Here is a 14622-nt window from a genome sequence, read left to right on the forward strand (position 1 = left end):
AAGGAGCGGTACGCCGTCGGCGGTGACCGACCTGGCCGCTCCGACCACACCCCGTTCCTCAGCCCTCGACTTCTTTGCCCATCCGACCCACGGAGGATCGATGACCGACCGGACCGCCGGCGGCACCGCCGCGTCCCAGGACGACGTGCGCGCGCTGCTGGACTCGCTGCCCGAGACCCTGCCCCGCGACGAGATCCTGGCCATCAACAGCGGCTCGAAGTCCGACATCCACACCGAGCGGACCTACCAGTACAACGGCTGGACCTTCACCCTGCCCCCCGGAGTCTTCAAGCCGGGCGACACCAGCCGCATCATCCACGACCGCCTCCTGGACGGCACCATCCCCCTCAAGGGCCGCACCTACGCAGCGATCGGCGTCGGCCTCGGCGTCGAAGCCGTCATCGCCGGCACCCTCGCAGCCCGCGAGGTCTACGCCGCCGACATCCACCCCGACAGCGTCGCCACCGCCACCGCCCACTACCAGCGCATCGTCGGCCACCGCCCCGACACCCTCTTCCGACCCCTGGTATCCAACCTCTTCGAACAGTTCCCCGACTCCGCCCGACTCGACGTCATCACCTTCAACCCGCCCGCCGTCAGCACCCGCACCAGCGACGACCCCACCGTGGTCCGCAACGTCTGCGTCGGCACCGACATCGTCCTGCGCTTCTTCGACCAACTCGCCACCCGCAACCTGCTCGCCCCGCACGGCGAAATCCACCTCACCGTCTCCAACACCGCCGAACTCACACGCATCATCCGCCACGGCATCGACGCAGGATTCCACCCCGCCATCCAGCACCGCCAGACCTGGGACGGCGACAACTGCCAGGCATACCTGTTCAAACTCACCCGCCACAACGCCGCCTGACCCGGGAGCACGACGACATGCACGAGCACATAGCCGAGGCCGTCAAGGAACCCGACGTCGTCACCGTCCCCCCCGGCGCGATCTGCCTGCGCTTCGAAACCATGAAGCTCTACTCGGCACTCGGCGCAGTACGCCACCTGCTGGACACCGGACAGGTCAAACCCGGCGACACCCTCATCGACAGCTCCAGCGGCATCTACGCCCACGCCCTCGCCCTCGCCTGCCACCGCCACGGCCTCAACTGCCACATCGTCGGCTCCACCACCATCGACCGCACCCTGCGCGTCCAACTCGAAATCCTCGGCGCCACCCTCGAACAAGTCCGCCCCTCCCAAAACCTCCGCCTCGACCAGAACCTCCGCGTCCAGCGCATCGGCGAACTACTCCAGCAAAACCCGCACTACCACTGGATGCGCCAATACCACGACGCCATCCACTACCTCGGCTACCGCGACATCGCCGACCTCATCCGCAAAGAAGTCCCCCACGGCCCCCTCTCCCTCGTCGGAGGCGTCGGCACCGGCGCATCCACCGGCGCCATCGCCACCTACCTACGCGAAGCCGGCCGCGACGTCACCCTCATCGGCGTCCAACCCTTCGGCAGCGTCACCTTCGGCGCCGAACACGTCTCCGACCCCGACATGATCATCGCCGGGATCGGCAGCTCCATCCCCTTCCACAACGTCCGCCACCACCTCTACGACCGCATCCACTGGATCAACTTCGACTACGCCATGTCCGGCGCCATCGAACTCCTGCGCGCCAGCGGCATCTTCGCCGGCCTCTCCGCAGGCGCCGCCTACCTCGCCACCCTCTGGGAACAGGAACGGGAACGGGAACAGGACGCCGATCGGACGTACGTCTTCCTCGCCGCCGACACCGGCCACCGCTACGTCGACACCGCCTACGCCCACCACACCGCAGCACCAGGCCTCGGCACCATGCGCCCCCACGAAGTCACCACACAAAACGAACTCAAGCACCCCTGGTCCGCCATGAACTGGCCCCCACCCGACAACGGACTCCTACACGACGCACCCGCCCTCATGGCCGAACCGGCCTAGCGTCCCGTAGCGAGAGGGGAGGCTGCAGCCCTCGCCTCATCCTGACCACGCGCGCACGGCCGGCAGGTGGCTGGTTCCGTGTCCCTCGACTCCCCTTCCGGCCGGCCGGGCGCCCCGCACCCAGCCGACCTGCCCTACCGCGCCGAGCGCCTGTCCGACCTTCCCTCAACCGTCGTCGCCCTCCCCCGGGCGGCGCATCACGTGCCGCCCCCTCCCTGCCGTATACACACCTGAGAAGGAAACAGCCATGTCCCCCGCACCGCCGCAGTCCGTCCCGGACCTCCAGCAGGCCGTCCTGGAGGGGGCCTTCGGGCCGCTCCCGAGCGAGCTGACCGTCACCAGCGCCTTCTGGGTGCACCACACGACCCGCCTGGCCGGCAGCCAGGTCACCTACCGCAACCAGTACGTGCTGCTGCGCTCCGGGGACTCCTTCGGCGCCTGCTCCTTCGAGGCCGGCGACATCGCCCCGGACTTCTGCTCAGACGCCTCCGGACACACCCTGGACAGCCTGATCCGCCACGAGTCCGCGCCGGTCCGCATCGCCGCCCTCGACGCCTACCTCGGACGCGTGCGCCCGCACCGCGACGGGGAGGACGCCGAGGCCGTCACGCTGCCGACCGGTACACCGGAGGTACGGGCCGAGGCGAGGGACGCGGCCGTCGCCGGGCTCCTCGACATCGCGCCGGGGGCGAAGGTCGCGCTGATCGGCGTCGTCAACCCGCTGGTCGCGGCGATACGCGAGCAGGGCGGCGTACCGCTGCCCTGCGACTTCAACCTGCGCACGACCAACTGGGGCGACCCCGTCACCGATGACATGGACCAGGTGCTGGCCGAGGCCGACGCGGTCGTCGCCACCGGCATGACCCTCGTCAACGGCAGCTTCGACCGGATCATCGAGCACTGCCGCAAGCAGAGCCTCCCGCTGGTGGTGTACGCCCAGACCGGCAGCGCCGTCGCGCGTGCCTTCCTGGGCGCCGGCGTGACCGCGCTGTCCGCGGAACCGTTCCCCTTCTCCCAGTTCAGCGCCGACGCCACCACGCTGTACCGGTACCGGGCGGAGCAGGCATGAGCAGCGAGACCAAACCCCCGGAGGCGGCGGCGCCAACCGGCGGGACCCGGCCGGACAGCGCGAGCGGTACGGACACGGACACCGCGTCCGTACCCGGTGACCTGGCGATGACCCGCGTCCTGTGGCCCTTCATGCTGGCCTCCGCCGTCGGCCTGGTGCCCTTCACCATCTACAGCACCTTCCTCGTCCCCATGGCCGAAGTCTCCGGCGGCGGCGTCGCCGCACTGGGTCAGATGCGCGGGCTCGGCGGCCTGGCCGCCCTCGCGGTGGGGACCGCGCTCGCGCCGCTGATCGACCGCGTACGCCGGGAGTGGGCCGCCGCGGGCGGTCTCGCGGTGCTCGCGGTCTCGGCGGCGCTCGGCGCGAGCGGCGAGTTCCTGCTGCTCGCCGCGTTCTGCCTGCTGGTCGGCGCCGGCACGGCCGTGCTCAACCCCGCTCTGACCGCCGCCGCGGCCGACCGGTTCGGCAACGAAGCCGCGGCGGGCCGCGCCGCGACCCTCATCACCGCCACGCAATCGCTGACCGCGCTGCTCGCCGCGCCGCTCGTGGCGCTGCCCGCCCTGGTGTGGGGCTGGCAGGGCGACCTGTGGGCCATCGCCGCGATCTGCGCAGCCCTCGCCCTGTACTTCCTCCTGCGCGGCCGCCGAAAAGCCGGGACGGAGGCCGCCGCGACGACGGAGCGGCCCGGCTACCTGGAGTCCTTCCGGCTTCTCGGTGCCCTGCCGGGCGTGGTGCCGCTCATCCTCGTCGCCATGCTGCGGACGGCCGCGTTCATGGGCTACCTCGCCTACCTCGCCGCCTTCTACGACGAGCGGTTCGGACTCGCCCCCGAGCCGTTCGCGATCGTGTGGACGCTCAGCGGCACCGCCTTCTTCCTCGGCAACCTGCTCGCCGGACGGCTGCTCAGCTCCGAGAGGGCTGCGATCCCAGCGGAACGCCTGATGGCGTGCGGGCTGATCGTGGCACTGGCCGCACTCGTCGGCGTCTTCTTCGCCCACACCCTGTGGTTCGCCCTGCCGCTCACCGCTCTGGTCGGCGCCGGACACGCGACGGTCGCGGCCTGCGTCACCACCCTGCTGGTACGGCGCTGCGGCTCCCTCCGGGGCACGGCGTTGAGCGTCAACGCCGCCGGGATGAGCTTCGGCGTCTTCCTCGGCGCCGGACTGGGCGGCGTGGGCCTGGCCCTCGGCGGCTTCCCCGGCACGGCGGCGGCCCTCGGCGGACTGACCCTCGTGGCCCTCGTCCTCGCCCGCCTCGCGGCCCGCTCCCCGGCACCCGCCGGGGACTGATCGGACGCCCACCGCGAGCCGAGGGCCGGGCACGCGGTGGGCTGCACCGAACCGGAAATGCCTGCAGCAGGAGGTCGGCCGTGACCCTCACACCACCGGAGACGAACCGGCGCACGTCCCGCCAGCGCGCCGCCGTGGAGAAGGCGCTGGCCGATCACGCAGAGTTCGTCTCGGCGCAGGAGCTCCACGGGACGATGAGCGAGTCGGGCGTCCGCGTCGGTCTCACCACCGTGTACCGCGCCCTCCAGGCCCTGGAGCAGTCCGGTGCCGCCGACGTCGTCCGCGACGAGGTCGGCGAGCGGCTCTACCGGTACCGCCGCCCCGAGGCCGGCCACTGCCACTACCTCCTGTGCCGCCGCTGCCGCCGCCACGAGCCGCTCGACACAGACGCCGTCGAGGAATGGGTCGCGGCCGTCGTACGGTCGTCGGGCTTCGCGGACGTCGAGCACACCCTGGAGCTCACCGGAATCTGCGCCGGCTGCCGAACGGCGGGGGCGCGGCACGCCGCAGTGGATCCCTGTCATGGGGCGACACCGAAACGTGCCGGGTGTGCGTAGCCTCGGACGTACGGCCAGACGTTCGCGCTGGTCATCAGGCCCAGCGGATCGCCCACTTACGGGGCCCATGGGTGCGTCGCTGTCGAGACGACGGCGAAGCCCGGTCTCACGTCATCGCGAACTCACCCAGGTGAAGCTGCTCGCCGCCCTCGTCATCCCGCTCATCGGTCCCGCCGCCACCGCCCTGTCCCGCCGCCTCTCCCCGTCAGACGGCACGAGTCCCCGGCCGGCCGCGCCACTCGTCGGCGGCGCGGTGGCCGGTGTCTCCCCGGCCGGATGGCGGACGGCCCTGGTCGCCGGCTTCCTCGACTGCAGGACGTGGCCGCGCTGCCGTAGGCTGGCGGGGCAGCTGGTTCGCCCCGTCCGCCAGGCGGGAGGCGTCGTAAGAGGGAACCCGGTGGGAATCCGGGACTGCCCCGCAGCGGTGAGCGGGAACGACCGCCGTCACACAGCACTGGGCCCGGCACAGGGCCTGGGAAGCGACGGCCAGTAGAAGCCCTCCAGGAGGAGGACGTGCCCGCGAGTCCGAAGACCTGCCCGCTGCCCGCCCGCCGGCACCCCTGGCGCGCGGAACAGCCCTGCCGCGACTCGCGAAGGAGAGTTGACGTGGCCGATCCCACCGTCACCAGCCCTGCCCGCCCGCTCAAGACGCCGGACGACTCCCGGGTCGTCCTCGCCCACATCATGAGCGAGCACGACACGAACCTCTACGGCACCATCCACGGCGGCGTGATGATGAAGCTCATCGACGACGCCGCAGCGGCCGCCGCCGGACGGCACGCCGACGGTCCCGCCGTCACCGTCTCGGTCGACCGGATGACCTTCCTCGCCCCCGTACGGGCCGGAGACCTGCTGAGCGTCGAGGCCGGACTCGAACGCGCCGGGCGCACCTCCATGACCGTCGGCGTCCGCGTCACTTCCGAACGCTGGAACAGCTCCGGTCCCGCCACCGAGGTCGCCACCGCCTTCCTCACGTTCGTCGCCATCGACGCCGACGGCAGCCCGCGCCCCGTGCCCGCGCTCGACGTGTCGCGTCCCGGCCCGTCCTGAGGAACGGGGCCCGTCACCCCGTTCGGTCCTCCTGCACCGCGTACGGCACGAAGCTGCCCGTGTTCTCGTCCACGGCGAGTGTGCGCCCCACGGGCGGCATCGCGCGCTGGGTGCAGTCGAGGCGTTCGCAGGCGCGGCAGCCCATGCCGATCGGGGTGGCGGCGGCCCTGTTGTCCAGGTCGAGTCCGTCGGAGTAGACGAGGCGCGAGGCGTGCCGGATCTCGCAGCCGAGGCCGATGGCGAAGGTCTTGCCGGGTGCGCCCCAGCCGCCACCGTGGCGAGTGACGGTCCGGGCGGTCCAGAGGTAGCGCTGCCCGTCGGGCATGGCGGCGACCTGGACGTGGATGCGGCCGGGCGCGGCGAACGCCTCGTACACGTTCCACAGCGGACAGGTGCCGCCCGCCCGGGAGAAGGGGAAGCCCGTGGCGGACTGGCGCTTGGACATGTTGCCCGCCCGGTCGACCCGGACGAAGGAGAACGGCACTCCGCGCAGGCGGGGGCGCTGGAGGGTGCTGAGGCGGTGGCAGATCGTCTCGTAGCCGAGGCCGAAGCGGTCGGCGAGGCGCTCGATGTCGTAGCGGCTCTCCTCGGCCGCCGCGTGGAAGACGCGGTACGGGAGTATCAGGGCGGCCGCGAAGTGGTGGGCGACGCCGATGCGGGCCAGTGACCAGGTCGTCGTGCCCTCCTCGTAGTCCTCAGAGGCGTATGCGCGGAGCAGGTCGTCGTGTTCGAGCAGGGCGATCTGGGTGGCCATACGGAACGCCTGCTGGCCCGGGCGCAGTCGGGGTGAGAGGTGGAGGATCCGGGCGCGGGGGTCGTAGCGGTGGAGCCGGTCGTCGGCGTCGGTCGCGATGCGTACGCCATGGTGCTCGTCGAGGCGGGCGGCAAGGGCGCGCCGCACCTCGCCGGGGCGGATGCCGATCTCGTACGCGAGCTCCTCGGCGGCGCGGTCGGCGTCGTGGAGGTAGTTGCGGCGCCGGTAGAAGAACTCGCGGATCTCCTCGTGCGGGGTACGCGCCGTGTCGGGGGCGGCCGTCCCGCCGCGCAAACCGGTGGATTCGGCCAGGCGCTCGGTCAGGGTGCGGTTCCTGCGGCCGAGGTCGAGCAGGAGGGCCGCCACGTGGGGCAGCCGGCCCGCCAGGTCCTTGAGGTCGGCCGGGGAGAGCAGCGCCCGGTCGAGTTCGTCGGCCAGGGTCTCCCGCAGGTCGGCGAGCAGCCGGCTCGCGTCCCGTTCGGAGAAGAACTCCGGGTCGAGGCCGAACGACTCGGTGAGCCGGAGCAGCACCGGCACGGTGAGGGGCCGGGTGTCGTGCTCCATCTGGTTGAGGTAGCTGGGCGAGATCTTGAGGATTCTGGCGAGGTCGGCCTGGTTCAGGCCGCGCTCCTCCCGGAGTCTGCGCAGTCTCGTGCCCGCGTAGATCTTGCTCACGGCGATCCCCTGAAGTCTCGACTGACCGTCATCGGCACCTTAGCTCAGCCGAGAACTTCGCAGACTTCGCAGAATCGCTGGCGAAGATTCGCAGAAGTTGGCAGACGACCCTACTTGATGGCACGGAGTGCCACTGCGAAAGTCATGGCACGGCACGCCGAAAGCAGTGCTGACAGGCGGGACCCGGGCGCGGTTCATGCCCTGACGCCGTCGGTCCCGGACGCCTCCGCGCACTGCGACCGACGGGCCTCCCATCACCTTTCCCGAACCTTCGCAAGGTTCGACACATGTCAGGAGAGTTCATCATGGCGCAGGCAGCGGAGACGACACGGGCGGCCGAGGAACTGGCCCGGCGCTGGGCGACGGACCCGCGGTGGAAGGGGATCGAGCGCACGTACTCCGCCGAGGACGTGGTCCGGCTCTCCGGCAGCGTCCGCGAGGAGCACACCCTCGCCCGGCGCGGTGCGGAGCGGCTGTGGCGGCAGCTGCACGAGCTGGACTACGTCCACGCGCTGGGCGCGCTGACCGGCGGGCAGGCGGTGCAGCAGGTGAGGGCCGGACTCCAGGCGATCTACCTGTCGGGCTGGCAGGTCGCCGCCGACGCCAACCAGGCCGGGCACACCTACCCCGACCAGAGCCTCTACCCGGTCAACTCCGTTCCCCAGGTGGTCCGCCGCATCAACAACGCGCTGCTGCGCGCCGACCAGATCGCCACCGCGGAGGGCGGCACGGACACCACCGACTGGCTGGCCCCGATCGTCGCCGACGCCGAGGCCGGCTTCGGCGGGCCGCTCAACGCCTTCGAACTGACCAAGGCGATGATCGCGGCCGGCGCGGCAGGCATCCACTACGAGGACCAGCTGGCCTCCGAGAAGAAGTGCGGCCACCTCGGCGGCAAGGTCCTCGTCCCCACCTCCCAGCACATCCGCACCCTCAACGCGGCCCGGCTCGCCGCCGACATCGCCGACACCCCGACGCTGATCATCGCCCGCACGGACGCCCTGGCCGCGAACCTGCTGACCAGCGACGTCGACGAGCGCGACGCCGAGTTCGTCACCGGTGAGCGCACGGCGGAGGGCTTCTACCGGGTGCGGAACGGCATGGCGCCGGTCATCGCCCGCGGCCTCGCCTACGCCCCGTACGCCGACCTCATCTGGGTCGAGACCGGCACCCCGGACCTGGCGCAGGCCCGCGAGTTCGCCGAGGCGATCCACGCCCGGTACCCGGACCGGATGCTGGCCTACAACTGCTCGCCGTCCTTCAACTGGAAGGCGGCCCTGGACGACGACCAGATCGCCAAGTTCCAGCGCGAACTCGGCGCGATGGGCTACAAGTTCCAGTTCATCACCCTGGCCGGCTTCCACTCCCTCAACCACGGCATGTTCGACCTCGCCCGCGGCTACGCCGAGCACGGCATGACCGCGTACGTGGATCTCCAGGAACGCGAGTTCGCTGCGCAGGCCCACGGCTTCACTGCCGTCAAGCACCAGCGCGAGGTCGGCACCGGCTACTTCGACCTGGTCTCCACCGCCGTCAACCCCGCTTCCTCGACGACCGCGCTCGCCGGCTCCACCGAGGAGGAGCAGTTCCACTAGGGCCCGCGCCCCATGCCGTACGGGGCGGGCGGTTCCACGTCCCGCCCGCCCCGTACCCCTCCGCCGTCGCCATCGCCGCCCTGTCCCGTCCAGGAGTACCCGGAGAACCCGATGCCTCTCAGCGCCCCGCCCCGCCCCGTCCGTGTCCTTGCCGCACCGGGCGAGCGGCACGACGAGATCCTGACCCCCGCCGCGCTGGACTTCGTCGCCCGGCTCGCCGACGCCTTCACCGAGCGCAGGGACTGGATCCTGAAGGAGCGACGCCGGCGGGCGATCCGGCTCGCCACCGGCACGCCCCTCGACTTCCCCCTGACCACCTCGGCCGTACGGCGCGACCCCTCCTGGCGGGCCGCGCCGCCCGCACCCGGCCTGGCCGACCGCCGGGTCGAGATCACCGGACCGCCCGCCGACCGGGGTATGGCCGTCAACGCGCTCAACTCGGGTGCCCGCGTCTGGATGGCCGACTTCGAGGACGCGACCTCACCCACCTGGGGGAACGTGGTCGGCGGGCAGCTCGTGCTGCTCGACGCGGTCGAGCGGCGTATCGACTTCACCAGCCCCGAGGGCAAGGAGTACCGCCTCGGTCCTGACCCGGCGACGATCGTGGTCCGGCCCCGCGGGTGGCACCTGGAGGAGCACCACCTGGAGTTCGACGGCCGACCCGTGCCGGCGTCCCTCGTCGACTTCGGCCTGTACTTCTTCCACTGCGCCCAACGGCAGATCGACGCCGGCCGCGGCCCGTACTTCTACCTGCCGAAGCTGGAGAACGCCTACGAGGCACGCCTGTGGAACGACGTGTTCCTCCTTGCCCAGGAGCTTCTCGGCATCCCGCGCGGCACGGTCCGCGCCACGGTCCTCATCGAGACGATCACCGCCGCGTTCGAGATGGAGGAAATCCTCTACGAGCTCCGCGAGCACAGCTCCGGGCTCAACGCAGGCCGCTGGGACTACCTGTTCAGTCTGGTCAAGACCTTCGGCCACCGCCCCGACTTCCTCCTCCCCGACCGGGCGAAGGTCACCATGACCGCCCCCTTCATGCGGGCGTACACCGAACTCCTCGTCCGCACCTGCCACAAGCGCGGCGCCCATGCCATCGGGGGCATGACCGCCCAGGTCCCGAGCAAGGACCCCGAGGCGAACGCCGCCGCCCTGGCCAAGGTGCGGCTCGACAAGGAACGGGAGGCGGAGGACGGCTTCGACGGCTCCTGGGTCGCCCACCCCGGCCTCGTCCCGACCTGCCGCGAGGTCTTCGACGCCGTCCTCGGCGACCGGCCGGACCAGATCCACCGGACCCGCGAGGACGTGGAGACCACGGCGAGCGACCTGCTCTCCGTACGACGGCTCGGTGGCCCGCCCACCGAGGAGGGCGTCCGCACCAGCATCGCGGTCGCCCTGCGGTACTTCGACGCCTGGCTGCGCGGCCAGGGGGCCGTGGCACTGCACGGGCTCATGGAGGACGCCGCCACCGCAGAGATCGCGCGCGTCCAGATCTGGCAGTGGCTCCGCCACCGGGTCACCGACCGCGCGACCGTCCTGACCCTGCTCGACCAGGAACTCGACGCCTTGGGCGCCGAAGCCCCTCGGGCACGCCTGGACGACGTGCGCAGGCTCTTCGAGGAAACCGCCCTCGCCACGGAACTGCCGACCTTCTTCACTCCAGCCGCCTACGAGCGCCACCTCGTCCGGACTGCGGAGTCCCGGGCATGAGCGGGGACATCCGGCGCGTGGGCGTCGTCGGCGGCGGACAGATGGGGGCCGGCATCGCCGAGGTCTGTGCCCGGGCCGGACTCGACACGATCGTCTGCGAGGCCACCCGGCCGGCGGCCGAGGCGGCCCGCGAGCGGATCGCCGTCTCGCTGGAGCGGGCCGTCCAGCGCGGCAGGCTCGACCGGATCTCCGCCCGAACGGCCCTCGAACAGGTCACGGTCACGGCGGAACTCGCCGATCTCGCCGACCGGCAGCTCGTCGTGGAGGCCGTCACCGAGAACGCCGGGACCAAGGCCGAGCTGTTCGCGGCCCTCGACAAAGTCGTCGCCGACGCCCAGGCGATCCTCGCCACCAACACCTCCTCCCTCCCCGTCATGCGCCTGGGCATGGCGACCGGCCGGGCGGACCGGGTCATCGGACTCCACTTCTTCAACCCCGTCCCCGTGCTGCCCCTGGCCGAGGTGGTCACGACCCTGCACACCTCGGCGGAGACCGCGACCACCGTCCACGACTTCGCCACCCGTACCCTCGGCAAGACCGTCATCCGGTCCACCGACCGCGCCGGCTTCGTGGTGAACGCCCTGCTGATCCCGTACCTGCTCTCCGCGATCCGCATGGCCGAGTCCGGCTTCGCTTCCGTGGCGGACATCGACCGCGGCATGGAGCTGGGCTGCGCCCACCCGATGGGGCCGCTGCGGCTCGCCGACCTGATCGGTCTCGACACGGTCGCCTCGATCGCCGAGTCGTTGTACGAGGAGTTCAAGGAGCCGCTCTACGCCCCTCCCCCGCTGTTGCAGCGGATGGCCGAGGCGGGGCTGCTCGGCCGCAAGACCGGCCGCGGATTCCATGTGTACGACCGGGGAGGAGAGACCCGGTAGCCCAGGCCGACGGCCCTGGGCGGCAACGCGGCGCGCCGGGTGAGGGTCCGGGCTCCGCGCGAGAGGGCGGGAGGCGAGGTGGCGCCTCCCGCCCTTCGTCTTGGCCGTGCTCATAACGTGTCACCGAGGTGGCTCACCTCACGATCCGGATCGTGGACAACGGCTGCCACGACGTGGACGCCCCCGTAAGGTGGCCGGTGCAGCTGGTTCGCCCCGTCCGCCAGGCGGGAGGCGTCGCAAGAGGGAACCCGGTGGGAATCCGGGACTGCCCCGCAGCGGTGAGCGGGAACGACCGCCGTCACACAGCACTGGGCCCGGCACAGGGCCTGGGAAGCGACGGCCAGTAGAAGCCCTCCATGAGGAGGACGTGCCCGCGAGTCCGAAGACCTGCCCGCTGCCCGCCCGCGGACCGTTCCGCGCGCGGACATCCCGGTGACCTCGAGGGCGGGTCGGCGTACATACCAGGCGGACGACCGCGCCTTGCCGGGCACGGGTGCGTGCCGTCCGGTTCGTCACCCCTTCGCGCTCTCGTCCCCTCCCGGGATCTCAGGGATTCATCTCGCGAAGGAGATCTCCGTGACCAGCAAGTCCGCAGCCGCGGCAGCACGGGCCACCGTGTACGGCTACCCCCGCCAGGGACAGGACCGGCAGCTCAAGAAGGCGATCGAGGGGTACTGGAAGGGCCGCGTCACCGCCGACGCCCTCCTGGCCACCGCCGCCGAACTGCGCCGCACCAACTGGCAGCACCTCTCCGGAGCCGGTCTCCACGAGGTCCCGACCGGCGACTTCTCGTTCTACGACCACGTCCTCGACACCACCGTCATGGTCGGCGCCGTCCCTGAACGCCACCGCGCTGCCGTCGAGGCGGACGCCCTCGACGGGTACTTCGCGATGGCGCGCGGCACCCAGGACGTGGCACCGCTGGAGATGACCAAGTGGTTCGACACCAACTACCACTACCTGGTACCGGAGCTCGGCCCCGACACCGTCTTCACGGCTGACGCGCGCAAGCCCGTCGCCGAACTGAAGGAAGCCCTCGCGCTCGGGCTCACCCCCCGGCCCGTGCTCGTCGGTCCCGTCACGTACCTGCTGCTCGCCAAACCCGCCCCGGGCGTGGCCGCGGACTTCGTCCCGCTCACCCTGCTGGACCGGCTGCTGCCGGTGTACGCCGAGGTGCCGGCCGACCTGCGGGCCGCCGGTGCGGAGTGGGTGCAGCTCGACGAGCCCGCCCTGGTCCAGGACCGTACCCCCGCCGAACTGAACGCGGCCACCCGCGCCTACCGCGACCTCGGCGGCCTCGCCGACCGGCCGCAGCTGCTCGCCGCCACCTACTTCGACCGCCTCGGCGAGGCACTGCCCATCCTCGCCAAGGCGCCCGTCGAAGGGCTGGCGCTCGACTTCACCGGCCCCGCCGCCGCCAACCTGGAGGCGCTGGCCGCCGTCGGCGGCCTGCCCGGCAAGCGGCTCGTCGCCGGCGTGGTCGACGGGCGCAACATCTGGGTCAACGACTTGGAGAAGTCCCTGGCCACGCTCGGCACCCTGCTCGGGCTCGCCGACCGCGTCGACGTCTCGGCCTCCTGCTCCCTCCTCCACGTGCCGCTCGACGCGGCTGCCGAGAAGGACATCGACCCGCATATCCTGCGCTGGCTCGCCTTCGCCCGGCAGAAGACCGCGGAGATCGCCACCCTTGCCACGGGCCTGTCCAAGGGCACCGACGCCGTCAACGGCCAACTCGCCGCCAACCGTGCCGCCCTCGCATCCCGTGCCACCTCCCCCATCACCCGCGATCCCGCCGTCCGCTCCCGGGCCGCAGCCGTGTCCGACGCCGACGTCCGCCGGTCCCAGCCGTACACCGAACGGGTCGCCGCCCAGCGGACCCGCCTCGATCTGCCGCTCCTGCCCACCACCACCATCGGCTCCTTCCCGCAGACGAGCGAGCTGCGCACCGCCCGCGCCGATCTGCGTACCAGGGTGATCGACGCGGCCGGCTACGAGGATCGGATCAAGGCTGAGATCCGGGAGGTCATCTCGTACCAGGAGAAGGCGGGCCTCGACGTCCTCGTCCACGGCGAGGCCGAACGCAACGACATGGTCCAGTACTTCGCCGAGCAGCTCACCGGTTACCTCGCCACCCGGCACGGCTGGGTCCAGTCGTACGGCACCCGCTACGTGCGGCCGCCGATTCTCGCCGGCGACATCTCCCGACCCGAGGCGATGACGGTGCGCTGGACGACGTACGCGCAGTCCCTCACGTCCAAGCCCGTCAAGGGCATGCTCACCGGGCCCGTCACCATGCTCGCCTGGTCCTTCGTCCGCGACGACCAGCCGCTCGGCGAGACTGCCCGCCAGGTCGCCCTCGCCCTGCGCGACGAGGTGGCCGACCTGGAGGCGGCGGGCACGGCCGTCATCCAGGTCGACGAGCCCGCCCTGCGGGAAACGCTGCCCCTCCGCGCCGCGGACCACGCGGCCTACCTCGCCTGGGCCACAGCGGCGTTCCGCCTCACCACCTGCGGAGTCCGCCCCGACACCCAGATCCACACCCACATGTGCTACGCGGAGTTCGGCGACATCGTCCAGGCCATCGACGACCTCGACGCCGACGTCATCAGTCTGGAGGCCGCCCGCTCCCGCATGCAGGTCGCCCACGAGCTCGCCTCGCACGGCTACCCCCGCGAGGCCGGCCCCGGTGTCTGGGACATCCACTCGCCGCGCGTCCCCTCCGCCGAGGAGGCAGCGGCCCTGCTCCGGACCGCTCTTGAAGCCATTCCCGCCGAGCGTCTCTGGGTCAATCCGGACTGCGGTCTGAAGACGCGCGGCTGGCCGGAGACGCGTGCGTCACTGGAGAGCCTGGTCACGGCCGCGCACGCCGTCCGTGGTGAGCTGTCCGGCTCCTGACGTCCTCCCTGCGTCACCTCGGAGACCTTGTTGCGCACCCTTGCAACAAGGTCTCCGCTGCGGGAAAGGGGGCCTGGTGAACGCACGTACGCGTGGGACGTGTCGGTCCAGGCCACCATCCTGACCGTGCTCACCGGCCTGCGACGCGCACTGCACCCCAGCCGGCTGTCCCTCACCCATGACCTCGGCGTCGTCGCCGCCGTCGCGGACCACGCCAC

Annotated in this window: 10 protein-coding genes, 1 pseudogene and 2 riboswitches; of the genes and pseudogenes, 10 read left to right on the forward strand and 1 reads right to left on the reverse strand. The window is 71.6% G+C overall.

The genetic code is table 11. The features are described 5' to 3' along the window. Positions 1–100: 100 nt before the first annotated feature. The 6 genes and pseudogenes from L6E17_RS21145 to L6E17_RS21170 form a co-directional block, all read left to right on the forward strand. Entirely contained in the window at positions 101–871 is a 771-nt protein-coding gene (locus L6E17_RS21145; RefSeq protein WP_236241241.1) for a methyltransferase, read from the forward strand. Positions 872–888: 17 nt separating this feature from the next. Continuing rightward, on the forward strand, positions 889–1935 hold the full coding sequence (locus L6E17_RS21150; RefSeq protein WP_236242316.1) for a pyridoxal-phosphate dependent enzyme: 1047 nt from the start codon (positions 889–891) through the stop codon (positions 1933–1935). A 247-nt stretch (positions 1936–2182) separates the two neighbouring features. After that, entirely contained in the window at positions 2183–3004 is an 822-nt protein-coding gene (locus L6E17_RS21155; protein ID WP_236242317.1) for a Rossmann-like domain-containing protein, read from the forward strand. Continuing rightward, on the forward strand, positions 3001–4293 hold the full coding sequence (locus tag L6E17_RS21160; RefSeq protein WP_236242318.1) for an MFS transporter: 1293 nt from the start codon (positions 3001–3003) through the stop codon (positions 4291–4293). Before L6E17_RS21155 ends, L6E17_RS21160 begins: the two co-directional genes overlap by 4 nt. Positions 4294–4373: 80 nt before the next feature. Next, positions 4374–4850 carry a Fur family transcriptional regulator gene (locus L6E17_RS21165; RefSeq protein WP_236242319.1) on the forward strand — a complete coding sequence of 159 codons (477 nt, stop codon included), beginning with the start codon at positions 4374–4376 and terminating at the stop codon, positions 4848–4850. 383 nt (positions 4851–5233) lie between these two features. Further along, a riboswitch (cobalamin riboswitch) is annotated at positions 5234–5385 on the forward strand. Between the two features lie 149 nt (positions 5386–5534). Then, positions 5535–5867, forward strand: a pseudogene (locus L6E17_RS21170) (acyl-CoA thioesterase); the annotation flags it as partial. 46 nt (positions 5868–5913) lie between these two features. Here the strand turns inward: L6E17_RS21170 and L6E17_RS21175 are convergent. Next, entirely contained in the window at positions 5914–7329 is a 1416-nt protein-coding gene (locus L6E17_RS21175; protein ID WP_236242320.1) for a short-chain fatty acyl-CoA regulator family protein, read from the reverse strand. Between the two features lie 287 nt (positions 7330–7616). On the opposite strand from L6E17_RS21175, the gene aceA reads away from it, so the two are divergent. The 4 genes from aceA (at position 7617) to metE (ending at position 14404) form a co-directional block, all read left to right on the forward strand. Further along, a complete protein-coding gene (gene aceA, locus L6E17_RS21180; protein ID WP_374109108.1) occupies positions 7617–8924 on the forward strand; it encodes an isocitrate lyase in 1308 nt (435 codons plus the stop codon). A 111-nt stretch (positions 8925–9035) separates the two neighbouring features. Further along, positions 9036–10631, forward strand: a complete 1596-nt coding sequence (gene aceB / locus L6E17_RS21185) for a malate synthase A (protein ID WP_236242321.1) — start codon at positions 9036–9038, stop codon at positions 10629–10631. Then, positions 10628–11509: a 3-hydroxybutyryl-CoA dehydrogenase gene (locus tag L6E17_RS21190; protein WP_236242322.1), complete on the forward strand. Its 882-nt coding sequence runs from the start codon at positions 10628–10630 to the stop codon at positions 11507–11509. The genes aceB and L6E17_RS21190 overlap by 4 nt, the downstream gene beginning before the upstream one ends. 238 nt (positions 11510–11747) lie before the next feature. Further along, a riboswitch (cobalamin riboswitch) is annotated at positions 11748–11898 on the forward strand. Between the two features lie 187 nt (positions 11899–12085). Next, positions 12086–14404, forward strand: coding sequence for a 5-methyltetrahydropteroyltriglutamate--homocysteine S-methyltransferase (gene metE, locus L6E17_RS21195; RefSeq protein ID WP_236242323.1), 2319 nt, complete (start codon positions 12086–12088; stop codon positions 14402–14404). Positions 14405–14622 lie beyond the last annotated feature (218 nt).

Source organism: Streptomyces sp. CC228A, assembly GCF_021390935.1.
Lineage (GTDB): Bacteria > Actinomycetota > Actinomycetes > Streptomycetales > Streptomycetaceae > Streptomyces.